A 22,795-nucleotide genomic window follows, 5' to 3' on the forward strand; every position below is an offset into this window, starting at 1 on the left:
GCGGTAACAAGTGCCTGCAGCAACGCTTGGCACACGCTATTTCATACCGATACGCACTGCCTCGCGAACGCGTCCGGCTGCTCGGATTGCATCGATAAGACCATCGGTTGCCGGCGATCTCGTGCGGTCGTGGCGCAGGATCAAACCGATGGGTTCATCCGCGCTGGCGAACGGCATAGGCAAACGCGCGAGCAACTTCAACGCGATGTCATGCTCGACCACGCTCGCCGGCACGAACCAGACCGCGTCGTTGTGCAATGCAAGAGCGCGCCCGAGCGACACCGACAACGTCTCGATCAAGGAACTCAACGCCTGCGCGCCGAAGGCCGTCAGCACGCTCTCGGCCGACTGCCGGATCAGCGTGCCGAACGGCGGAACGACAACGGGAAAACGTGCAAGCAAGGTTGCGGTGACATTGCTCTCGTGCACCAGCGGATGATCGTGGCGAACCACGACCGTCAGCGGCTCGCGATACAACTGCTCGAAGGTCATCCCGAGCATGACTTCGGGTTCCGAGAGCCGGCCGACGACAAGATCGGCATCGGCGGACTTAAGGCGTTCGAGCAACTGGGAGTTCGACCCAGTCCACACTTTCACCGATACCCCCGGCCACTGCGCCCGGAACGCCTCCAATACGGGCGGCAACAAAGCGGGCGCGACCGTTGGCAGAACGCTCAGTGAAACCGTCCCCGGATGCTCGACGCCATGGCGCGACAACTCATCCACGCCCTCGCGCAGCGCGCCCACGCAAGCCGCGGCATGGGGCGCAAAAAGGCGTCCTTCCCGCGTAGGTTCGGCGCCGCGCCGGCCTCGCTCGAACAAGCGCACGCCGAGAATGGATTCAAGCTCCGCAATCGTCTTCGATACTGCCGGCTGCGTGATCGAAAGGCTGTCCGCCGCGCGTTGCACGCTACCGAACTGCGTCACGGCGAGAAAGCACTGCAGGTGCCGGAACTTGATCCGTCCGCTGGTCAGCCCGCTTGTAAGGTCGCTCGTCGCACCGCTTGCTTGCGTAGCTGGCGCTCCGCCAGAAGAGGATGGTTTATCCATGACGATAGGTTATGTCTGAATGCATAAAACGTCATTTTCCATAACTTCATCGCTTCGATAAAGTGTTGATTCACATTTTAAAAGTCGGAGACAAAAAAATGGATTCCCCCTCCTCGATCCTGACGCCGCGCGACTGGGATTCGCACCCGCCTTACTCTTATCCGGGCTACAAGTCGTCGGTATTACGCAGCCCTTCATTGCCGCTGATTCCCCTCAAAGAGAAGCTAAAGGACCGTCGTGTGCCCGTCTATGGCACGGAAGATCTCGGCAAGCTCGATAACGACCTAACCCGCAACGCCGCCAAAAACGGCGCGCCGCTGGGTGAACGGATCATCGTCACGGGACGGGTTACGGACGAAAGCGGACGGCCGGTGCGCAACACACTGGTCGAAATCTGGCAGGCAAATGCGGCCGGGCGTTACGTGCACAAGGCGGATCAGCACGACGCGCCGCTCGATCCGAATTTCCTCGGCGCCGGACGCTGCATCACGGACAAAGACGGGCGGTATCGATTCCTGACAATCAAACCCGGCGCGTACCCGTGGGGCAACCATTCGAACGCATGGCGCCCGAACCATATCCATTTTTCGCTGTTCGGCGAGTTTTTCGGCTCGCGCCTCGTCACGCAAATGTACTTCCCCGGCGACCCGCTGCTTGAACTCGATCCCATCTTCCAGGGCACGCCCGAACAGGCGCGCAACCGGCTGATCTCGCGGTTTTCCATCGATACGACCGAGGAAGCCTACGCGCTCGGTTATGAATTCGACATCGTGCTGCGCGGCCCGAACCAGACCCCAACGGAGGCTTGAACATGACGATCTATAAGCAAACGCCTTCGCAAACGGTCGGACCGTACTTCGCGTATGGCCTGTGTCCCGAGCAGTACAACTTCGACCTGAAAAGCTTGTTCACGCCGTCGATCGCGGACCGGGAATCGGCGGGACAGCACATCAGCATCGTCGGGCAGGTTTTCGACGGCGACGAAAAGGTCATCGGCGACGCAGTGATCGAGATGGTTCAGGCCGATTCGACCGGCCGTTACGTGAGCTCGGTGGCCGAAGCGCGCGAGTCGGGGTTTCGCGGCTTTGCGCGGGTCGGCACGGGCACGGACCCGGAGCTTCGCTACGTGGTCGATACGATCAAGCCAGGAAGTACAGGAGCCGATTCAGCGCCGCATATCGATGTGATCGTGTTGATGCGCGGCATGCTCCTGCACGCGTACACGCGCCTTTATTTCGACGATGAACCCGAAGCCAACGCACGCGATGACGTGCTTGCGCTGGTTCCCGCAGAACGGCGATCCACGCTGGTGGCTAAGCGCGAGCCGGGCACGGCGAATTCGATTTATCGGTTCGATATTCATCTGCAAGGTCCGAAGGAAACGGTCTTCTTCGACCTCTAGGCGACGCGTCCCGGGGAAAAACGGCGCCCGGCATCGATGGTTTATGATGTCGGACGCTCGAACCCGCCTGCATTCCGCCATGAAAGACGATCAATCTCCCAGCCCGCTTTACCTCAAGCTTTTCTCCGAAACCGCTCAGATCGAATGGTCCGAGTTGCAGCGTTTTTTCGCGCGTGGCGTGTTGCTGAAAGTGGCGCGCGATATCGACCTGGTCAGCGTGGCTGAAGCTGTCGCCAGCGACGATACAAAGCAGGTCACCGAGTGGTTGTCGTCGGGATTACTGGAACGTACGACGGCCGAAACCGCCGCCGATCTCGCCGAGCGCAATCCCGAATTGTGGGCCGTCGTCGTGTCGCCGTGGGTCTGCGTGCAGGAACGCGGATAAGCAACACCGTTCAGCGCGGCGTCAGTTTTCGCCATAAAGTGGTCTTGCTGATTCCCAAGGCATGCGCGGTTTTATCGCGATCACCGTTGAACGAATCCAGCATCGCGCGAATCTCGTCCGCCTCCACCTTGCGGCTGCGCGCCTTGAGCGACGTCTGATTCAAAGCCGTTGTTTCGTCTTCGAGTTCCGGCGCAATCGAGCGCATCAATGCGGCGGTCAACTTCGGCGGTTTTGCAACCGCGTCGTCCAGCTCCACTGAAATTCGTTCGACCACGTTCTGCAACTCGCGCACGTTTCCGGGCCACGAGTAACTCGCGAGCATGGACGTGACCGGCTCGAGAATCTTGAACGCGGCATCGAACGAAACCACACGTCCCGTGCGCCACAACAATTGCGCTGCAAGCGTTGCGATATCCGCCGGCCGCTCGCGCAGCGGCGGCAGCATCAGGTTCAAGATGTTCAGCCGATAAAAAAGATCCGCGCGAAACTCGCCCGCCTTCACGCGTTCGCTCAACGCGCGATGCGTTGCCGCGACAATGCGGACATCGACTTGCAAGGGTTCAGTGGAGCCGAGCCGCACGACTTCGCGCTCCTGAAGCACGCGCAGCAAACGGCTTTGCAATGGCAAGGGCATCTCGCCAATTTCATCGAGGAAAAGCGTGCCGCGATGCGCGGATTCGATCAACCCCGCCTTGCCGCCACGCCGCGCACCCGTGAACGCACCTTCCTCGTAGCCGAACAATTCGCTCTCCAGCAGCGTCTCCGGAAACGCGCCGCAATTCAACGCGACGAACGCAAACTCGCGCCGCGTGCTTTCGCCGTGGATGCCTTGCGCCACGAGCTCCTTGCCCGTGCCGCTTTCGCCGCGAATCAGCACGGTCGCGTCCGAGCGCGCATAACGCCGCGCGTGTTGACGGACTTGCTCGATTGACTGGCTGCTGCCGGTGAGGTCATCGATCTTGTATCGCGCCACGAGCATCGACGAGCGTTGCCGCGCCCGCACCGATCGGTCCATGCGCTGCAACGCCACCGATTCCTGAAACGTGACGATAGAACCCGAAGCCGCCGACGCATCGCCCCACGCACTTCTGTGCACCAGATAACTCGCGCCGCGCACCGTCTCGAGCGACTCGCCGGGCTCGTCCGGCACGGCGCTCGCAACCTCGGGCGCAAGATCGCGCAAGCGCTTTCCGACCACTTGCGATGGCGCGAGGCGCAGCATCTCGGCCATTTTGCCGCTGAGCGCTTCAATACGGCCATCGGCGGTAAGCGCGATCACGCCATCGCGCAGATGTTGCAGGACCTGATCGAGCCGGCGGCGGCGCTGCGTTTCTCCAAGTGTTGCACGCGCCACTTGGAGCGCCGTTTCGAATGCGCCTTGAACGGATGCGCGCGAGTACAGGAACACCGATTTCATGCCGGCCTTCTCCGCGAGTTCCGTCACGAGTCCCGGCCCGACGACGGCGCGCACACCGCGATCGCGGAGATCCAGTACGCACGATTCCGCATCTTCCGCCGACAGATACGAAGCGGTTTCGATAGCCGCGCCGAACGCCCGGAAAAAGCGCGTGACTTCCGCCGGCGTCTCGCCGTGCATCACGAGCCCGACCCGTTCGCCCTCACGACGCGCGCGAGCCAGGGCGTGCATGACATCGAAGCCGGTCGGGTTTATCAGCACGACCGGCACGCCGATCCGCGCCTTCAGATACGTTCCGTTCGATCCGGCCGCGACTATCACGTCCGGCCGGGCATCGCCCGCGTTTTCGATCTCATGCACCGCGTCCTCGTAGCCGAGCGCCACGATGCGCAGATCGGCGATCCCGTCGTACTCCGCCGCCATGTCGCGATACAGATCCCGCAACTTGCTTATGCCGACGGCCCAGATGCGTGGAGGCGGATTCATGATGTTCGGTCCGATGGAAATTCCTCCAGTTTAATTCACTTTTGAAACCTGTCGTTTCATTTATGAAATTAAAAGTCGACGGCAAAAAAGACTAATCTGTTCCCAATCAACAACTTGAATCACTGGCAAACAACTTGCCCTATAAGCATCAACTAACGGAGACCCGAATGAGCTCAACAGCAACTCTCAGCGCCGGCGCGAAGTTCCGCGCGGCGGTCGCGGCCGAAAAGCCCCTGCAACTCGTCGGCGCAATCAACGCCAATCACGCACTGCTTGCCCAGCACGCCGGATTCAAGGCGATCTACTTGTCGGGCGGTGGTGTATCGGCGGGATCGTTGGGCTTGCCGGATCTCGGCATCTCGACACTCGACGACGTCCTCACCGATGTCCGCCGCATCACTGATGTCTGCGATTTGCCGCTGATGGTCGATGTCGATACCGGCTTCGGCCCGAGCGCATTCAACATTGCGCGCACGGTCAAGTCGCTGATCAAGGCCGGCGCGGGCGCGATGCATATCGAGGATCAGGTGGGCGCGAAACGCTGCGGTCATCGGCCCGGCAAGGCGATCGTCTCGCAGCAGGAAATGGCCGATCGCGTGCGGGCTGCAGTCGATGCTCGCACCGACGCGAACTTCGTCATCATGGCGCGCACTGACGCGTTGGCAGTGGAAGGTCTGGACGCGGCGATCGACCGGGCGCGCGCGTGCGTGGAAGCCGGCGCGGACATGATTTTTCCGGAAGCGATGACCGACCTGAAGATGTACAAACAATTCGTCGATGCCGTGAAGGTTCCGGTCCTGGCGAACATCACCGAGTTCGGATCGACACCGCTTTTCACGGTCGAGGAACTGCGCAGCGTGGATGTTTCCATCGTGCTCTATCCGCTGTCCGCTTTCCGCGCGATGAACAAGGCCGCGGAGAATGTGTATCGCGCGATTCGCACCGACGGCACGCAAGCCAACGTGCTGGACACCATGCAGACGCGCGAGGAACTGTACACGAGCATCGGATATCACGATTTCGAGCAGAAGCTCGATGCCTTGTTCAATCAGACAAAGTAAGGTCTTGTTCCTGCGTAAGTTTAATAAGGAGACTGAAACAAATGAGCGATACCTTGACGAAAGAAGCACCTGCTACAGGCGGGTTCAAGCCGAAGAAATCCGTCGCGCTATCTGGCGTGACCGCGGGAAATACCGCGCTGTGCACCGTCGGCAAAACGGGCAACGATCTGCATTATCGAGGCTATGACATTCTGGATATTGCAGGAACCTCGGAGTTCGAGGAAATCGCGTATCTGCTCGTGCACGGCAAGTTGCCGAATGCGGCCGAATTGAAATCGTATAAAACGAAGCTTAAGGCCTTGCGTGGTTTGCCCGCAAATTTAAAAGCCGCGCTCGAATGGATTCCCGCTTCCGCGCATCCGATGGACGTCATGCGCACCGGCGTCTCCGTGCTCGGCACGTTGTTGCCCGAGAAAGACGATCACAACATCCCGGGCGCGAAGGATATTGCCGACCGTCTGATGGCATCGCTTGGATCGATTCTGCTGTACTGGTACCACTATTCGCATAACGGCCGGCGCATCGAAACCGAGACCGACGACGATTCCATCGGCGGCCATTTCCTGCATTTGCTGCATGGCGTCGCGCCATCGAAGTCTTGGGTCGATGCCATGCATGCATCGCTCATCTTGTATGCCGAGCACGAGTTCAACGCATCCACGTTCACGTGCCGCGTGATCGCCGGCACGGGATCGGACATGTATTCGGCGATCACCGGCGGTATCGGCGCGTTGCGCGGCCCGAAGCACGGCGGCGCGAATGAAGTCGCGTTCGAAGTCCAAAGCCGCTATCAAACGCCCGACGAAGCCGAAGCCGATATCCGTCGCCGCGTGGAAGCAAAGGAAGTGGTTATTGGCTTCGGTCATCCGGTGTACACGATCTCCGATCCGCGCAACAAGGTGATCAAGGACATCGCGAAGAAGCTGTCGAAGGAAGCTGGCGATACGAAGATGTTCGACATCGCCGAGCGACTTGAAACGACGATGTGGGACGCGAAGAAGATGTTCCCGAACCTGGACTGGTTCAGCGCGGTTTCGTATCACGCGATGGGCGTGCCCACCGCCATGTTCACGCCGCTTTTCGTGATCTCGCGCACGTCGGGGTGGAGTGCGCACATCATCGAGCAACGCATCGATAACAAGATCATTCGGCCAAGCGCGAATTACACCGGGCCCGAAAATCTGAAGTTCGAGTCATTGAACAAACGCAAGTAATTACAGAGACATCCTAACTATATGAGCCATATTTCAAACGTCCGGCCCGAGCCGGATCGCGTACTGGTCGACATAGTCGACTACGTTCTCAACTATCAGATCGACAGCGAACTGGCGCTCGATACCGCGTTGGGACCCATCGTGCCCGGCACGATCGTCCCCAACGGCGCCAAGGTTCCAGGTACATCGTTCCAGCTCGATCCGGTTCAGGCCGCGTTCAACATCGGCGCAATGATCCGCTGGCTCGACTTCAACGACACGTGGCTTGCCGCCGAATGGGGTCATCCGTCCGACAATCTCGGCGGGATTCTGGCGACTGCCGACTGGTTGTCGCGCAACGCCATTGCCACCGGCAAAAAGCCGCTGACGATGAAAGACGTTTTGATCGGCATGATCAAGGCGCACGAAATTCAAGGTTGCATCGCGCTGGAAAACTCGTTCAACAAGGTCGGGCTCGATCACGTGTTGCTGGTGAAGCTGGCATCGACGGCGGTTGTCGGGCAACTGATCGGCCTCACGCGCGATGAACTGATCAACGCGGTTTCGCTGGCTTTCGTCGATGGTCATTCGCTGCGCACGTATCGTCATGCGCCGAATACGGGTTCGCGTAAATCGTGGGCCGCAGGCGATGCCACGTCGCGCGCCGTGCGTCTTGCGTTGATTGCGAAGACGGGCGAGATGGGATATCCGTCGGTTCTGACCGCTAAAACGTGGGGCTTTTACGATGTCCTCTTCAAGGGCAACGAGTTCAAGTTCCAGCGTCCGTACAGTTCGTACGTGATGGAAAACGTGCTGTTCAAGATTTCGTTTCCGGCTGAATTTCACTCGCAAACGGCGGTGGAAGCGGCGATGACGTTGAACGCCAAGCTTGCTGAAAGCGGCAAGAAAATTGAAGACATCAAGAAGATCACGATCCGAACGCACGAGGCGGCGATCCGGATCATCGATAAAAAAGGTCCGCTCGATAACCCCGCCGATCGCGATCACTGCATTCAGTACATGGTCGCCGTGCCGCTGATTTACGGTCGTCTCACGGCTTCCGATTACGAAGATTCGATCGCGANAACCCCGCCGATCGCGATCACTGCATTCAGTACATGGTCGCCGTGCCGCTGATTTACGGTCGTCTCACGGCTTCCGATTACGAAGATTCGATCGCGAAGGATCCGCGCATCGATACCTTGCGCGCGAAGATCGAGTGCGTGGAGGACCTGCAATTCACGAAGGATTATTTCGATCCCGAGAAGCGTTCGATCGCCAATGCGCTGACGGTGGAATTCAACGACGGCAGCACGTTCGACGAGTTGGTTGTCGAATACCCGATCGGACACAAGCGCCGCCGCGAAGACGGCATTCCGCTGCTGGTCGAGAAGTTCAGGACCAACCTCGCACGGCGCTTCCCGGCGAAACAGCAAGAGGCGATTATCGCGGCATCGCTGGATCAGGCAACGCTAGAAGCAATGCCGGTCAATGAATATGTTGATTTGTACGTGATTTGAATCTCGCGTAGTTTGACCAACACAGCCGTTCTCGCTTTAACCGGGAACGGCTGTTTTCTATTGACGGCTCACCAACTCCTGCTCCACCAGATCGAACTTCAACGGCTCCGTTGCCGACAACACTTTCCTGGGTATGACCCGGCGCCAGTCGTTATCGTTTTTTGGATTGCGGAAAAACGCCGCGATCGCGATGTAACCGGTATCCGGCAGCATGGGTTGCGACAGGCTCACCGCACTGCCGGGGTTGACGACGGCGCTTGCAGTATCTTGCAAGTCGCTGCTCAAAACAGCGCGCTCGTTCTTCAGCAGGTCGTCGTAAGAAGCGCTATCGAACGATCTGCGATCTTTCAGCTGATATATGCGGACAGCAACCGACACGGGGCGGTTGGCTTCGTCGGGATTCAACGATGCACGCGCGTTCAGATCGACGTTCAACACCTTCGCTTGCTTGTGAAACACCGCCTTGTACGCGCCGACGGACGTGTCCGAAACACCTTGCCAGGCTCCGCACGCGGACAACATCGTGCTAGTTAAGACCGCTGTGACCAGGGCAACTACATTCATGCGAGCTCCAATTCTCGTGCTGCGTCACCAAGCCCTGCAACGCGCGTGGCATGCGTCGCCGGGATCGCCTGGTATCGGCCGATGGGGATGGTAATGAGGCGGTCAGTTGCAGGCTTCAGCAACGCGGTCCATGCAAGGCGCCCTTGGTGAATCTTGCTGCGCGCTTCGGCAGTTACAGGACCCAGTTTGAGCTCCGGCACTACGGATGCAGAGACCACCATCCGCACCACGACGTCAGTCTTGTTGCCCAGATACACGCGCAACACGCTCATCAACTCGTGATGAAGTGACGCGTCGGGAAGAAGTTCGTGCGCCTGCTCGGCCGTAGCCGGTTGCAATGTGAGACGCACCGCCTCGCCGCGATTCATGACGCGCCGTCCCAGAACATGACCCCGACCTAGACCTTGCGCGGCATTACCGCCTGCGCCTGAACGCAGCCCCGGTTGGTCGTCCAATTTCACCCACACGGGAAAACGCTCTTCAATCTTCACGCCTGCGCCGGGTAAAGCGAGCGCCACCACGCCGGCCAATCCTTCGACAGTTCGTGTCCGTTGACTCATCAGGCCCAGCATTCCAAGCACACGCGTGTCAGGCAAACCCGCGGCGGCGGCTTTATCGCCTAGACCGAAACCTGCGAGGCACAACAACGCGCGCGACGTGCTGTCATCAGTTCGTTCGAATCCTGAGGGATAGCGATATTTCCTCCACGCTCGATAAAAAAGCGTCGTCAGCCGATGATTGAAAATGTCCAGAAACGCCATGACTTCCTCGTGCCCTTCCCGCCTGAGCACGATGTCGTCGATCAAATGTGGAGGCATGACCGCGTCCACACCGTACAGGCCAAGGAAGGTCGTACGGATCGCGGGTGGCCGGTCTGGCCGCTCATCGTCGAATTCAACAGCGGCCATCTCGGTGCCGGGGAAACCCACTTTGGGGTACGGCCGGAACCGGACCGGTTCCTCCACCGGCGTGTCGCTTGCGCCAAGGCCCGCGCCTTCTGGCATCAGGCGTTCCATCAACTGGCAAAGCTGAAAGAAGTTCATCCGTGAGGATCTTGCGAGGATCGCCCGTGCGAGCGGCGTCATTGCATAGCCGGTAGTCATAGCGAAGAACGCTCCGCATGGCTCGCCGCCCACTCCAGGCGTTTGCCCGAAGGCAGGCTGATGATTGCCAGTTGCGTGAACAGATTGATCTCGGCATACAACGCGAAAAACCGGTGCAGCAGCTCGCCGAAAAGATACAGGTCGCCGGTTCCAGCAAACGCGTGACTGTCGATTGTCACTTCGATCAGCACGCCTCGCTCAATACCTCCGCCGATCACTTTCCGCAGCAATTTTTGCGAAACATGCTGAATGCCCGCAAGCCGGCGCCGATTGAGTTCGTCACTCGTCCAGTCGTACAGCGCCAGCGCGCCGCGCAGGACTTCAGCGTCCATCAACGAGAGGAAATTGGGCGCCAGATGGGACAACACGCGCCATTGGAAACGATCGTTCACCGGCGGATAAACCGGCACCGTAGGCGATGTCAGATTGCGAACCCGCCCGACGTTCGGCGCGCTCGCGACCAGCTCGTTGATACTTGCTTCGCGTAGTCCCTTGCGTGGCAGCATGCCGTTCGTGCCGGTCACGCGCAGAGACAACGTCTCCTCGGGCAAGTCCGGCATCGACTCCCACGCGTGGCCGCCCAGGATGATCCATGTATCGAACAAACCTTTCACGCCTTGTCGCACACGGGTATGAAAGTAACGCTCGGGCGCCTCATGCCGAAGCATGCCGCCGCGATGCCGGAATGTAGAGAACGGAACGTACTCGAAGCGCTCGGCGGTATCGTGATCGAACGCCTCTACGGCTTCCACCGAATATGTTTCAACGAAGCCGCCATGATGATGCATAGGCTTCACACGATACTCAGTTTCATGATGATCGATGCGCACGGGTTCAGCATCGAGTTCGAAAAGATTGATGATTGGCGTGCAAAACAAACGGACGTTGGCTGCAGTGAAACGCAGATCAACAGGATAGCTTTCCTTGAGCAGAGCCTCGACTTCAAAACTCCACGCGTCGGCCGGCAAGGCGCTCACGCTCAGTCCGCACAAGTCGACGAAAAGAAACTTCTCGCGGAACGTGAAATATTCCAGTAGCAATTGATAGCCTGAAAACGCGATGTCCGCTTTCGGCCACAACCGCTCCTCGGCAGAAAACCCTGCGGTTTCAATACGTGCACTGCGCAGAGGCATTGCAGCGCCGTCCTGCACTTCAGGGACACGCAATGCGATTGATTGCGTCTGTCGTGTCAATGCAAGATGCAGCGCGAAGGCAACGGGAAGGTCCGCATTCAGATAAAGCCGGATTCGCGACAGATCAAGCGCGTCGCGACGCGCCGAGCGGTCGATGTCGAACTTGAACCGGATCACGGAGCGCGCGTCGTGCCTCACGAATGGCGCGGCTTCAGTTAGCCGAATCGGCATCAGCGTCACGGCTTGCGTCGTGCGATACAAACAATGCACGCCACTTGCGCCGACCTTGCCGGAACGCACTACGAGACCAGCGGGCACACCTTCCGTTTTTTGCAATGTTTCAGGCGCGGGTGTCATCTCGAGGATCGATAACGACGGGATCATCCGAAGATAGTGCGGCCATAAAAGGCTGACGAGTCCTTCAGTGAGCTCAGGCAGTTCATCGTCGAGTTTCTGGCGCAAACGCCCGGTAAGGAACGCGAAACCTTCGAACAGCCGCTCGACATACGGATCGCGGTCACCAACGCGATCAAGATTGAGCATCCGGGCGCGATCCGGATGCGCATCGGCAAATTCCTTCGCGGCCTCACCAAGGTAGCGCATTTCCGCTTCGTAATAGCGCAGGACGGCGTCATCCATTTGGGATCCTTAATTAATTGCCGACGATTAGTCAATGATCGGCAAGGCGCCGCGAGGAAGCGGGGTTGTGGCGTGCTTCGCGGCATTCAGTGCAGCCGCTGGCAAAGGCAGAGGATTAGGTCCGGGATGGCTCGTGCGACTCGTAACCTCGCTGCGAAGAAATATCCGCGACGGCAACGCGAAGTTCCGAAGCTTCAGGACGTCGAGCGGACCTGCACCTACTTCGCTGCGCAATTGCACCTGCAGGAAGCGAGGTTTCGCGGGTCCGAGCGGCTGAGGAGATGGCTTTGCTACGTTGCTCCGGTCGAGCTTCCAGTCTGCCTGTGTCGGAGCTGGACTAGCTGCAGTTCGAGCGGTCCAGTCGTCAATCTCATGGATTTGCGGCGGCTTTGGTGCGGCGAGCGAGCGCCGCTGCGGCACGGCTGTTTCGACTGTTTCAGTCGGCGTTGCTTCAGGCGCGACACCCATTGCCTCTTTGCCCAAAGGCCAGCGTAACAAGTAACGGGCGCCGTCTTGCTGTGACACCGTTGCGCGTTCCAGCAAGCGAATCAATCCAAAGCGGCCCGCGTAGTCGAACGCTACACGCGGCCCGGCTTGCTCGGTCTTCCATTCGATACGCGTACCGTTTTCCAGGGCATCGCCGGGCCACACGAATGGCATCCATTCCTCACGCTGGTTAAAGTAATGCAAGTCGCGGCCCGACAGCGTGATCTTTACGTCGGTTATTCCCGGCGTCGGGATAGCACGAAGTTCGTAGCGTAGATTGGCATCGCCGGTTGGAAACAATACGTTCGATACACGCGTGAGCCGGTTCAGCGCACTCATGAACTCGGGGTCGACTCTGAGCGAATTACGTCCAGTGGCTTGCAACACGACCCACTGATCACCCTGACGCTCGATGATGCCGCCGAGTTGCGTCGATACGAATTGCGAGATCACGCCTCCATCTGCGCGCAGGAACCGCGCCATTTCAGGCAACGATGCGTCGCTGTCCGAGTCCGCGAAAGGATAGCGACCACCGAACGACTTGTCCCACGCCGCGACGACCGCCGTGCGCCATGTTTCGTTCAGACTTGCCGCGGCTGGTTGAAGGACCACTTCCCAGGTTTGATCGAGTGGCCGCTGGAATACCGCATTGCCGAATCCCGACCATTGTTCGCCGAGGCTCGCGGCGACGCGGCTTGCGTATTCACGGCTATCACCAATATCCGATGTCTTTCCTTGCAGAATTGCTTGTGCCGCAGTGCGCGACATCGCGTCGGGATCCGGGCTCATCATGATCTGCTGGAGCTTGAGGCGAACGCCCGTGACACGTTCGAGATAGCGGGAAAGGCTGATATCGGATGTGCCCGTGGTTTGAGGTGCGCCGGGCTTTGTTGGACCGTGCGTTGCGAGATCGCTGCCCGCAACCCGCAGCAACGGGCCGAATGCCGACGCGAGTGGCGCTTCCGGTTGTACAACGGCGTTGTCCGGATCGTTGTCTTTATCGTCACCGCCTACCAGATGCCGGGCCTTGCTGACGAGCGAATCCGATAACGATTGCCCCACTGCGCCCGCGCCGGCCTGATACACGATAACCTTGAACAACGCCGAGAGCGGCGAGCGTTGTGGATCGGCATAGAGGTTCAGTTGGTCGACAGTTCCTGATAACGATGTATCCGCTTGCCAATGGACGCTGTTCAGCAACTGCTGCCACGCGCGGCCATAGTCAGCGAAATAGCGCTGGCGCAATTGGTCCTTGAGCGATGTCTTTGATGTCGCGGCGTTCGCAGCAGGTGTATCGGATAGGACCCAGTCGCCAGTGGTCGTGCGCTGTTCGTCGGCGTCATCGAAAGCCTTGCCAATGCGCTCATCCCACGCCTGACGCGTGTAGACGCCGGGCATGGTTTCGCCGGTTGCGAAGAGGCCGCGGCTGCTTGTATCGCCTAGTAGAGTCTGCAAGCTTACCGGCGGATATTTGACGCGGGTTTCATCGAGGATCTGCTGGTAGACGGTGTCCGTCGAATTTTGCAGGCCCATCACGCTTACCAGCGTTTGACGAGCCGTGGCGGTCAACGAGACATCAGGCGTGATTGCAAGCGATGGACGCTGGCGAAGGTGATTCGCGTGGAATGTGATGAGACGCTTGGTCAGATCGCGCCAATTGGTTGCGGTGATCGATGACGATTCGGGACGCGCAGGTTGCTCCGTTGCCAGAAGCTGCGGAATCAGGAAGCTTGCGTCTGCGTGCTGCGGTTGAGACAGCATCAGGTATGACTTAAGGGTGGCATAGGCGGCCTTGACTTGTGCATCGCCACCGTTTGCCAGCTCCTGATCGGTAAGAGAGCCGAGTTGTTGCAGGTTGGCTTCGAGCTGCGTACTCACGGACTGTATTAATACGCGACGGCTTGCGGCTTCGTAGGAGGGCCATACGGCGTTCAATAGCGCAGCGTCATGATTCAGGCCGAAACGGCTGTACCACGGAGCGCCATCGCGTTGACGTGCTTCCAAAATCCCGATCTGCCGTTGTAGCGAGTCGAGGTTGAGGGCGGCCTGGGTTGCGTCGTTTGGGGCTGATAGCTTTGCGATGCTTGTTTCGGCGGTCTTGATAGCGCCGCGGTTCGTGGCGACCGATGTCAGCGTGCCGGCAATCCATATGGCCGCGAGTGCAATGACACTCCAGGCGGCAATGCGGGAGATGGAAAAGCCCACGTGACGGCCGGGCACGGTGCGGCTGTGGGCGGCGATCGCCCGCCATGTTGGTTGGGATGTGTCGGCCGCTGCTACTGGCGAACCAATGAATGAGGGTGCAAAGAACACGCCTGATATCGCAGCCTGCTGCGAGCCATTCAGCTTGGCAACCACACTCGAAATTGCGCCGGCGTAAGCCTCGATATGCTGCGACAGCCGCGCGTAATAGCGATTGCCACCGTCCTTAACCAGACCGTCAACCTGCGCTTGCAAGGTTTCGCGACAACACACTTAATGCGACGGCGAAGTTATTGACCGCGCCTTTCCTGTTCGACCATGTACTGGCGACGATCTTCACGCCCTGCAATGCCGCGCCGTCAATATCAACAACGCTTAGCAAATACGCCGGCGGAGCCCAGCCCAAAATGCGAGCTTGAGAAAAAAGACTAAGTGCAAGCTCGTTTTCTATGGATGGCAGCACCGACGCATCGCTCATGTGCATAATTTGAACGGAGGCATTCACTGGACTTCGCCTGCGAAGACTGCGGATGCGTTTCAGCCAGTTCTCGTCGGTCTTTCCGGTAGCACCCGCATATAACAGTATCGCCTCGGGTGTGATCGCCCACCCTGAGGTACTCAAACCGGGAGAAAGCCGATCCACTGACTCCTGATCACCGGTGACAAGCAACCACGGTTGCTGATTACGCCAGCGCCATCCGTATGTCTGTTGCAGTGTGAGTTTGAGGCGCCGTACGCGCTGTGCATAAATATCGATTTCGAGCGGCTTCGCGGCTCCTATCTTTGCGGCTGGGTCACGTTCATGCTTGCCGACGTTGCGGCCAGGCGCACGACTGGCTACATATAGCCATGCCGCTTTGAGCCATCCTTGCAGAAGAAGCAGTACCGCGCCAATCAGGAGGACGCCGACAACGCGAGTAAAGGGCGACGGATCTATCGATGAACCTTTGAAATACGCGAGCGTCGCCATTCCAACGGTGACGGATCCAACGAAGATCCAGTAACCCGACAACTTCGGCGCCTTCATTGAATACGTTCCATTTGATGCTCATTCGCAAGCGGTTGCACGACGGCCAGTCGAAGTGAATTTTCTCGTGCGAACACGAGTTGCGTTTCGGTAGTGCGCCACGCGTGCTCGCACGCAAGCGCGACGGAAAGCCACCCGGCTGCAGTGCCGGGATTTCCGATTGCCCGGTCTATATCATGAACTCCCGAAAAGTCTTTAGTCTGTGATGCCTGCAATCCAATATCGCCGGACTTCTTCAAGAACGCGAACTTGTCTTCGCTGGCTAAACCTGCCTGCCACACGTGATTGACCTGCGTTGCAGTCGCTCGGCCCCACTTAAGCGACTTGGGTAAAGACGTCATGAGGTCGGCCATCTGCGCCTCCACAGGCCGATGTAATAACGTTATTGGCTTCAGGCCCCGTCGCTCCGCAAGCGGCGCCCATCCAAGCAACACCGCCGCCGCCGCCTCCGCGCTGTTCTCCGGCGATTCGTGATGTAGTTGCACCGCGACAAACAGCGTGAACTTTTCGAGCGTGGGGCCGCCGCCGATATCCAGCCATGAATCAAGCGCCATCAGTCCCGACTCTGAATCGAGCAACTGAACCGGAGCATCCGTGTACCCGCATTTCAGCCAGCAGGCTTTCCAGATCCCCGCCATCCGCGTCTGATCGGCGTCTTTCGGCAATTGCAGGCGTACGGAAAACGGAACGTCGATCGGGAAATCATCAAGAGGGTCCTTGAGACTCGCAAGCAACTGGACAAAGACTGCCTGGTAACGGTCCGGCATTCCCAGGTCTTCACTAAACGAGAGCGATGTATGCCGCAATGCTTTTGCCCCTGATCGCGGAGACATTACCTTCAGCACCCGTATCTTCTGCGCAATCGCCGATGCAACACCTTCGCCACTCGCCTCCATCGCCGTTACATAGGACAAACCCATTACCGCGAGTGGCTCCTGAGCAAATTCGATCGCCTTTGCTCGGTCGCTCTCGTTCGTGTTTGCCTCGGCCGCGAGCCTGGTCATTTCCTCGTCGTGATAGAAAAGTCGCAAGCCGAATACGGCGCACCATCCGACGATTGGAAACACAAGCAGTCGGGACCAGAACCACATCGACATGGTCGAGTCTTGCTTTGGCCACGTCAGTAGCGTCCAGGCGGCACTTGCCAGCACTGCAACAACGAGCGCGCCAAGCCAAAAGATAATGTTAGGAGGCGATGGTGCTCGCACTTTTGGTGCGCTAGCGGGTAGCTCGACAGGCATGCTGATCTTCAAACGAGCCGGGATATCAGCCGGCAGCCGCACATCGCGCGATAACCGTGACGGGCAATTGGCACACCGTCATCCGTCATTGATTCATCGCCATCGATAATCAAGTTCGGATTGATGTCGTGCTTTGGGCAGGAAACCTCATCGCCTTTTCGGGCGACGGCGCGCCCTTCGTAAAACATTGTGGATGACGCACTGATTACTTTACCGCCGTGATCCGTGTCGTCACCTAAGCAAATTAGATCTATCAATTTTATCTCTCTGTAGTTTCGAGGTTTGATGGTGATTGTGGATTACTGAATAGCGGTTGCAAGCAATAGCCAACGTAAGGATTCAACAGTCTAATGTGTTGCCACTGCATCAATGTAAAAAATCATCAATTGATGGTACGTGATTTTCATACGTCACTTTGGGTCACCAATCCGACCAAGCGAGCGTAGGGATTCCGGTTTTCACGCAAGTATGTTAGATCCCTTGGGCATGCACCAACATTAGATCCTCGATGAACGAAATTCTTGACGTCTCATCAAGAAACCGACTCCCGCGCACCGATGGACATCGAATTAACTACTGGGGAAATGGATTACTAGTGCTATCGATGGGCACCCAGCCCTGAGTCACCACAGACGTTAGTGTATTTAAATACCTGACAAAATAGAAATCGCCGCTTTTCTTAAATGCAATGACGGTATTCCCTGGCACCAAAAAGGCTTTTTGTTTAAAAAAACGGTTTTCTTTATTATCAAAGAAATAGGTTTCTTTATTAACCACAAAAATTCCAATAAATGCAACCCTATTTTTGACATCGTTTGAAATTGCAGAGCCTTTCAAAAAACCTCCCCTGCTGGACTTAAACAACCGTACGGTACCTGATCCATCTGTAAAGTCCAACGTTCGCCCGAAACAAGAAGTTCGGCGGTCAACACGTCATCCCGAGCTCGCTTATTGAACGTACTGTCCGTGTAGTAAGTTTTAATAGAATTTCGATTCGGGTTAGCAGGATTTACAAAGTCAGACGTGAAGAAAAACTCACATGATGTGGAAGGTCGTCCGTCGACTTCTGGCAAGCTCGATCCGTAGTATCCGTTGACTTTTCCTGCAACCAACTCCGCAAATAAGTAGGGTGTGTCGAATTCAACTAAAGTTGAGGCTTTTACCCAGGATGCAAATATCGAAAAAAATGCCAAAAGTACGGTCGCCAACTTCGCCTTGCTAATCATTTAGAATCCTTGACCAGTGAAACAATCTTCATACTTAACGCCGTCGCTGTAAAAAATTCGCACTGCAGCCATATACTGCTGAAAGTACTATACGGTTCGAACGACAAAAATTTGCATGAGGCGAACGGATGCTCGCCGGTACAACGAACAAAATCGAAAGTAATCGTTCACTCTTTTTCCACTGATATAGATCAACAAATTTTCATCGCGATGTATTTCATTACTTTGACCATGATCTGTACGAAACAGGATCAATTGTAGTTTTCAACATCTTAAGAGGATCGATATGTTGTAATCAATTATTCCGCAGACCGAATGATTCTTTGATACAAGTCGAGCTGTGGTTTATATGCTTTTTTTAACCGAGAAATGCCGACGTTGGGTCCAACAACACCATTTAATGAAATCGTTTTTTTGCCGTTGGAAACTACCGCTACGTAGCACTGACCGCCATACTGAGACGAAACGCCGCGATTATCAATCCATGCACATATAGGGAAGGCCTCATAACCAGAACCGAATCTCGTCACAAAGGAAAACAGCTTTTCCGTCGGATTAAATAGCACAAGACGGCCTGACGCTTCCTCTATCCAATAGGGCTTGTCAAATTCCTCATGTGATGCGCAATTCGTTATTCCGTCGTTACAAACCGTTATATAATCAACGAAATCGGCATATTTTTTCTTAACGTCGACGACACCGAACATGTTTATGCCATCAACCGACCTTCGACCTTCAATTCGAGGAACCTCGTAAATAGAAGCCGGATAGAAAAAGGATATATTATCGGAGTGAAACAAAGCCCAATTGGTCAACCCGCGACCGGCAGAGCAAATTGGAAAGGCCAAAATAATGATAACGATGCATAATTTAGCTAAATTTGGCATTTTTGAACCCAACGTATTATAAACATTGGGTGCTCCTACTATGAATCTATTATCTTTACTAGACAATGACGAAAGCATGCTCCCTCCAAGACCTTCATTTTGTAATACTAGAGGTCGTTTCAAAACTTTATATCCGGAAACGGTCATTATATGCGGAATGTCCAGTTGACCTTTTGGTACCCCGCATAAATCATACTGATCTAACTTAGTCTACTGCCTCCCCGTTCAGTTCATAGCCAAAGTTAATCTTTGACACGTTTAAACCATCTCTCAATACAACCTTATATTCCTCGACATCAGTATTAACCGATCGAAAATCACTTGAAGATATCGATTCGAGCGACCGCGAAACGCAAGAGCAACGGCTGCGATCATTAGCATCAGATCGTTTTTAGTATGCCGGCAATAATGCCAGCGTTTGGCAGTATCCTCAAACATAACCGTATAAGTGATTGCTTTCCGAAATATCGAACAAGCAATTTTTAGCTGAATTTTACTCAACGGCAACGCGCGTCGATGCGGGGGTCCGAACTTCGGAGTCTCGATAAAATTAGATATCAATAATCGATTTTCATAAATTATCCATCATCTCCTTTTGCCGTTTTAAACTATTTTACAGCTATCGTTTCATCCAATTCTAGCTCGCATGATGGCAATCATCAGCGTATATCCGAACACTGATAACTCTCAGGCACGGCAGATTTTGCTAAATGGCTCTTGTAAGTTTTCAAATCAATCAACAGTGTTCCATACTTATAATTAACCACTCCGAACTTTCCATCTCGACTGAATGACGCGTCGTAGATACCTCCACCCACCGTTATGCGCGATCTTAATTTAGGTTGTTTGATGTTCTCGAAAATAGAAATAATATTTGTTTGCGGGTATTGTGCATCGATTACCTTGGGTGTTCCATAAATTATTGTTAACGACTTTGCTTCGTTTATTGCACCGCCGTCAACGGAATGTCCGACCTCAAACGATCGTTTTTCTTTTTTCGAAACTATAATCGCCTGCTCAAACCCGCTGGTAAAAACAGAAATTTCACCATCGCAGGAAGAAAATAAAGATTCATTAGCAGATGCGAAACAAATCTTGCAGGCTATCGCCGGAATAAACAATATACTTTTCTTGGTCATTTAATCACCCACGGATACACTAGCCTTTTTAGTCTCGACCCACTTACCTTCGAAGCTTTTAACGTCGTATTAATTGAGAATCGCACTCACTTTGTTTGATGCGATTCCAAAATGCCACCACTCGCGGTTTTTAATATTCCGAAGCGGGAAAAAGGATCACACCTCCATAACGCATATGTATAGATCACCATTGAAGATCTCTGGATTACGAATTTATCAGCCATTTTTTGTATTGAACCATCTGTGATCGAATAAGTTGGACGTAAAGAAAAAAGCATATGACACGAAGGTCGGCGGTTAATTTTGGGTAGCTCGACCGAAAGTAGCCGTCCATTGTTACCCGAAATCATTTTTTGCGGCATGTAGGGGATATTGATTTAAGTAAAGTTGAGGTGCAAGTGCAAGGCGCAAAATATCAAAAAATACCAGCAACACCATCAGCGACTGTGCTCCAGATATCGCTCAAAACTCTTGCCTCATAAAGTACTTTATACATATGATTGTGTGATTTTTTCATTTTTATTTCCTACTTAAAGCGTACCCTGTATGAAGTTTATCCGTTATACGTGTAACTTTTTGAAGCTGTCAAAAGCAGACACCTCGAAAAGAAATTTACAGTTTGCAATTGCCCCCAAGACAAGTTGTAAGCAAAATTGCGCACTATTTCTCCCAATCTATCATCGATCAAATTAAATGCTAGTTTTATTATGGATGCGAGGTATTAAATGCTATTCCGCAGCTTCAGACTGAAAGCTCGACGAACGAAGTAACTTCAACAAAGAATTGATTTTCTCGGCATCGGATTTTCGATTTTTATCGAACGTTGCTTGCACATCAATAGAATGTGTGCCGTTTCCAATCAGGAAAACGTATGAAACTGATTGCCGTCGCTGCATTTTCGGCCCATCGACCTCAATAAAATCTTGTATCCCGACATACATTTCGCCATTTTTGACCGGGAAATGCTCGATCGGTCTAGTACGCATAAGTTTATAACCCATCGATCTCGCGTCGGCAGATAATTCCGGCCCTTTATATATAACCCGGTCCGGCAACGAAGAAAAATGCAGACCGTCGAAACGATCTTTCAATGGCACATTTTTGACGTCCAGTACTATGTCGGATAAAAGCCTAACATCATCGAACGACTTTTCCGGTACCGGCGACTTAGTGACGTTTTTCCAGATCAAAGAGATTCTGCACGCTGTATGTTGAGCCGGTTCAGTCCATCCATCAACGTCATGTAAACTCATACTGTTTGGCACAGTGAAAATAACCGGGCAGCCTTTACTTCTATACATCTTTTCTTTTGCCGCCAGTAATTCTGGAAACATCAACAGACATATAGCAAATAATATTGAAAATTGAAAAATCTGGCTTAGCTTAGTGCGTTTCATTCAGTTATTCTCCTCAATCGTATCGAAGTCGGCAAGGATATCGGCGGCGTCGCCCAAGACGTACATCGCGTGATTGAAGCACTGCCAGCGAACATAAAAGTGATTCAATGCAGGGTTTATCCTTTTTGTCACTTCCGCAGCGTTTTGCATAGATGACCCAATGTCCGCCCAGTAATTAATTCCCAACTCTCCACTAGGCAATAGCTTTTTGTTTTTATCAAATGTATATTTTTGTTTGCTCGGCCAGTAATAACCGGAAGCATCACATGTGGCGTAACCATCGACTTGCAAAAGCGCAGCGTTGTCATCGCCTATAAAATTACAACCTCGAAAATTGCCGTATTTGGTATAGGAGTCTCGTCCAGTCAATTGGATTAACCCTCTACCCTTATAACGTTTTCCATCTCCCCGTTCGAAATTCCCCAGCTTCACTCCCTGATCTGTCAGCGGTTCATATTTTCTAAAATATTCATCGTTCCCGCCTTCTACCATCGTTCGCCATCTGCCTGTCTCGGCGGCGATCTGTCCGAAGAGATGGGCCTGACGTAGGGAAGTGACTATTCCGTACTTTTGCATCATGCGGTTCAAGTTCACCGCGATATCCCTCGGTCGCGTCGAACTCTCTTCGCTAATCCGGTGTATGACTTCTTGCCATGTAAGACTATCTTCCATCCGACCTTTCTGGTTTCGAATGCTTCGTTTCGTCGCTCGCGCGAGCTCACGCTTACTGAGCCATCTGCACGACTTGAACTGTTCTAGAAATCTCAACGGATGAAAATGCCAGACCTTCGTTGGCAGTCCCGGTGTATCCCAGAACTGAAACTTCTCGACGAACGAAGAAACTCGTCCAGCCCTTCCGGGTTGCCCTCGTAGTGCTCGCCTGCCTGCGTCAGTCGATCAAAGCGCTTGTGGTTAGTGCTTCTATCCCATTCAGTCGGCGCCTCACAAATCAGGCCGCGCAACTTCTGCCGTACTTCTTCGCGATCGCGTAGGTACAAAGCCAGGCGATCCAGACTCGCGCCTGCTTTAGGCACATCACCGCCATTCGCTTCCTGAAGCAGATCAAGGATGACTTTCGAATCGCACAACCCGTCGTCGGACAATGCACCAGCACCTTCACTGACCTTTGTCCAACCTGTGAACCAAGGAAAATCAGCATCGGACAATTTATAAACGCGAGCATCGCTCAGGTTGATGTAACCCGAGTGCTGCGCCGCGAAGGAGACAGACTGCCAGT

At 54.9% G+C, this 22,795-nt stretch carries 21 protein-coding genes and 2 pseudogenes; 7 read left to right on the forward strand and 16 right to left on the reverse strand.

The window, feature by feature from the left end; translation table 11 throughout:
- Positions 1-36: 36 nt before the first annotated feature.
- Positions 37-1,050: a pca operon transcription factor PcaQ gene (pcaQ, locus tag ASG35_RS29050; RefSeq protein WP_082508660.1), complete on the reverse strand. Its 1,014-nt coding sequence runs from the start codon at positions 1,048-1,050 to the stop codon at positions 37-39.
- Between the two features lie 98 nt (positions 1,051-1,148).
- On the opposite strand from pcaQ, the gene pcaH reads away from it, so the two are divergent.
- From pcaH to ASG35_RS29065, 3 genes are all read left to right on the forward strand, one after another.
- Complete coding sequence (gene pcaH / locus ASG35_RS29055; protein ID WP_056365951.1) at positions 1,149-1,859, forward strand: protocatechuate 3,4-dioxygenase subunit beta; 711 nt, start codon at positions 1,149-1,151, stop codon at positions 1,857-1,859.
- 2 nt (positions 1,860-1,861) lie between these two features.
- Positions 1,862-2,452, forward strand: coding sequence for a protocatechuate 3,4-dioxygenase subunit alpha (pcaG, locus tag ASG35_RS29060; RefSeq protein WP_056366182.1), 591 nt, complete (start codon positions 1,862-1,864; stop codon positions 2,450-2,452).
- 79 nt (positions 2,453-2,531) lie between these two features.
- Positions 2,532-2,837 (forward strand): DUF2288 domain-containing protein, encoded by a 306-nt coding sequence (locus ASG35_RS29065; protein WP_056366185.1) that lies wholly within the window; start codon positions 2,532-2,534, stop codon positions 2,835-2,837.
- Positions 2,838-2,847: 10 nt separating this feature from the next.
- Here the strand turns inward: ASG35_RS29065 and prpR are convergent, their stop codons facing one another.
- Entirely contained in the window at positions 2,848-4,740 is a 1,893-nt protein-coding gene (gene prpR / locus ASG35_RS29070) for a propionate catabolism operon regulatory protein PrpR (protein ID WP_056365954.1), read from the reverse strand.
- Positions 4,741-4,907: 167 nt separating this feature from the next.
- Between prpR and prpB the strand changes: the two genes are divergently transcribed.
- From prpB to prpD, 4 genes and pseudogenes are all read left to right on the forward strand, one after another.
- Positions 4,908-5,801 carry a methylisocitrate lyase gene (gene prpB, locus ASG35_RS29075; protein ID WP_056365957.1) on the forward strand — a complete coding sequence of 298 codons (894 nt, stop codon included), beginning with the start codon at positions 4,908-4,910 and terminating at the stop codon, positions 5,799-5,801.
- A 41-nt stretch (positions 5,802-5,842) separates the two neighbouring features.
- Positions 5,843-7,015, forward strand: coding sequence for a bifunctional 2-methylcitrate synthase/citrate synthase (gene prpC, locus ASG35_RS29080; RefSeq protein ID WP_056365959.1), 1,173 nt, complete (start codon positions 5,843-5,845; stop codon positions 7,013-7,015).
- A gap of 21 nt (positions 7,016-7,036) precedes the next feature.
- The coding region (locus ASG35_RS29085) for a bifunctional 2-methylcitrate dehydratase/aconitate hydratase (protein WP_156393431.1) at positions 7,037-8,078 on the forward strand (1,042 nt) is incomplete at its 3' end.
- A 1-nt stretch (position 8,079) separates the two neighbouring features.
- A pseudogene (prpD, locus tag ASG35_RS29090) lies at positions 8,080-8,514 on the forward strand (2-methylcitrate dehydratase); the annotation flags it as partial.
- 57 nt (positions 8,515-8,571) lie between these two features.
- Here prpD and tssJ read toward each other — a convergent pair.
- The 14 genes and pseudogenes from tssJ to ASG35_RS31855 form a co-directional block, all read right to left on the reverse strand.
- Entirely contained in the window at positions 8,572-9,078 is a 507-nt protein-coding gene (gene tssJ / locus ASG35_RS29095) for a type VI secretion system lipoprotein TssJ (RefSeq protein ID WP_056365963.1), read from the reverse strand.
- A complete protein-coding gene (gene tssG / locus ASG35_RS29100; RefSeq protein WP_056365965.1) occupies positions 9,075-10,181 on the reverse strand; it encodes a type VI secretion system baseplate subunit TssG in 1,107 nt (368 codons plus the stop codon). The genes tssJ and tssG overlap by 4 nt, the downstream gene beginning before the upstream one ends.
- Positions 10,178-11,953, reverse strand: a complete 1,776-nt coding sequence (tssF, locus tag ASG35_RS29105; RefSeq protein WP_056365968.1) for a type VI secretion system baseplate subunit TssF — start codon at positions 11,951-11,953, stop codon at positions 10,178-10,180. The genes tssG and tssF overlap by 4 nt, the downstream gene beginning before the upstream one ends.
- Before the next feature lie 27 nt (positions 11,954-11,980).
- Positions 11,981-14,896: an ImcF-related family protein gene (locus ASG35_RS29110; RefSeq protein ID WP_162244448.1), complete on the reverse strand. Its 2,916-nt coding sequence runs from the start codon at positions 14,894-14,896 to the stop codon at positions 11,981-11,983.
- Complete coding sequence (locus tag ASG35_RS31125) at positions 14,880-15,668, reverse strand: hypothetical protein (RefSeq protein WP_082508663.1); 789 nt, start codon at positions 15,666-15,668, stop codon at positions 14,880-14,882. The genes ASG35_RS29110 and ASG35_RS31125 overlap by 17 nt, the downstream gene beginning before the upstream one ends.
- Positions 15,665-16,765: a hypothetical protein gene (locus tag ASG35_RS29115; protein ID WP_056365971.1), complete on the reverse strand. Its 1,101-nt coding sequence runs from the start codon at positions 16,763-16,765 to the stop codon at positions 15,665-15,667. The genes ASG35_RS31125 and ASG35_RS29115 overlap by 4 nt, the downstream gene beginning before the upstream one ends.
- Before the next feature lie 152 nt (positions 16,766-16,917).
- Positions 16,918-17,166 (reverse strand): PAAR domain-containing protein, encoded by a 249-nt coding sequence (locus tag ASG35_RS29120; protein ID WP_056365974.1) that lies wholly within the window; start codon positions 17,164-17,166, stop codon positions 16,918-16,920.
- Between the two features lie 316 nt (positions 17,167-17,482).
- A complete protein-coding gene (locus ASG35_RS31695; protein ID WP_156393419.1) occupies positions 17,483-17,746 on the reverse strand; it encodes a hypothetical protein in 264 nt (87 codons plus the stop codon).
- A complete protein-coding gene (locus ASG35_RS31700; protein WP_156393420.1) occupies positions 17,743-18,135 on the reverse strand; it encodes a hypothetical protein in 393 nt (130 codons plus the stop codon). The genes ASG35_RS31695 and ASG35_RS31700 overlap by 4 nt, the downstream gene beginning before the upstream one ends.
- Before the next feature lie 299 nt (positions 18,136-18,434).
- Positions 18,435-19,169 carry a hypothetical protein gene (locus tag ASG35_RS31705; protein ID WP_156393422.1) on the reverse strand — a complete coding sequence of 245 codons (735 nt, stop codon included), beginning with the start codon at positions 19,167-19,169 and terminating at the stop codon, positions 18,435-18,437.
- Between the two features lie 512 nt (positions 19,170-19,681).
- Entirely contained in the window at positions 19,682-20,161 is a 480-nt protein-coding gene (locus ASG35_RS31710; protein ID WP_156393423.1) for a hypothetical protein, read from the reverse strand.
- A 728-nt stretch (positions 20,162-20,889) separates the two neighbouring features.
- Positions 20,890-21,558, reverse strand: coding sequence for a hypothetical protein (locus tag ASG35_RS29130; protein ID WP_056365981.1), 669 nt, complete (start codon positions 21,556-21,558; stop codon positions 20,890-20,892).
- A complete protein-coding gene (locus ASG35_RS29135; protein ID WP_056365983.1) occupies positions 21,559-22,230 on the reverse strand; it encodes a glycoside hydrolase family 19 protein in 672 nt (223 codons plus the stop codon).
- Positions 22,231-22,322: 92 nt separating this feature from the next.
- Positions 22,323-22,795: pseudogene (locus tag ASG35_RS31855) on the reverse strand (hypothetical protein); the annotation flags it as partial.

The sequence above is a fragment of the Burkholderia sp. Leaf177 genome (assembly GCF_001424345.1).
Lineage (GTDB): Bacteria > Pseudomonadota > Gammaproteobacteria > Burkholderiales > Burkholderiaceae > Caballeronia.

Excerpts from the sequence above, each read along its gene's own strand:
- tssG (WP_056365965.1), bottom strand. The coding sequence starts at position 10,181 with ATGACTACCGGCTATGCAATGACGCCGCTCGCACGGGCGATCCTCGCA.
- prpR (WP_056365954.1), bottom strand. The coding sequence starts at position 4,740 with ATGAATCCGCCTCCACGCATCTGGGCCGTCGGCATAAGCAAGTTGCGG.
- tssJ (WP_056365963.1), bottom strand. The coding sequence starts at position 9,078 with ATGAATGTAGTTGCCCTGGTCACAGCGGTCTTAACTAGCACGATGTTG.
- ASG35_RS31705 (WP_156393422.1), bottom strand. The coding sequence starts at position 19,169 with ATGACCGTTTCCGGATATAAAGTTTTGAAACGACCTCTAGTATTACAA.
- ASG35_RS29115 (WP_056365971.1), bottom strand. The coding sequence starts at position 16,765 with ATGTCGATGTGGTTCTGGTCCCGACTGCTTGTGTTTCCAATCGTCGGA.
- ASG35_RS29130 (WP_056365981.1), bottom strand. The coding sequence starts at position 21,558 with ATGAAACGCACTAAGCTAAGCCAGATTTTTCAATTTTCAATATTATTT.
- ASG35_RS31710 (WP_156393423.1), bottom strand. The coding sequence starts at position 20,161 with ATGACCAAGAAAAGTATATTGTTTATTCCGGCGATAGCCTGCAAGATT.
- ASG35_RS29135 (WP_056365983.1), bottom strand. The coding sequence starts at position 22,230 with ATGGAAGATAGTCTTACATGGCAAGAAGTCATACACCGGATTAGCGAA.
- ASG35_RS31700 (WP_156393420.1), bottom strand. The coding sequence starts at position 18,135 with ATGATTAGCAAGGCGAAGTTGGCGACCGTACTTTTGGCATTTTTTTCG.
- ASG35_RS29065 (WP_056366185.1), top strand. The coding sequence starts at position 2,532 with ATGAAAGACGATCAATCTCCCAGCCCGCTTTACCTCAAGCTTTTCTCC.
- prpB (WP_056365957.1), top strand. The coding sequence starts at position 4,908 with ATGAGCTCAACAGCAACTCTCAGCGCCGGCGCGAAGTTCCGCGCGGCG.
- prpC (WP_056365959.1), top strand. The coding sequence starts at position 5,843 with ATGAGCGATACCTTGACGAAAGAAGCACCTGCTACAGGCGGGTTCAAG.
- pcaH (WP_056365951.1), top strand. The coding sequence starts at position 1,149 with ATGGATTCCCCCTCCTCGATCCTGACGCCGCGCGACTGGGATTCGCAC.
- ASG35_RS31125 (WP_082508663.1), bottom strand. The coding sequence starts at position 15,668 with ATGAAGGCGCCGAAGTTGTCGGGTTACTGGATCTTCGTTGGATCCGTC.
- tssF (WP_056365968.1), bottom strand. The coding sequence starts at position 11,953 with ATGGATGACGCCGTCCTGCGCTATTACGAAGCGGAAATGCGCTACCTT.
- pcaQ (WP_082508660.1), bottom strand. The coding sequence starts at position 1,050 with ATGGATAAACCATCCTCTTCTGGCGGAGCGCCAGCTACGCAAGCAAGC.
- pcaG (WP_056366182.1), top strand. The coding sequence starts at position 1,862 with ATGACGATCTATAAGCAAACGCCTTCGCAAACGGTCGGACCGTACTTC.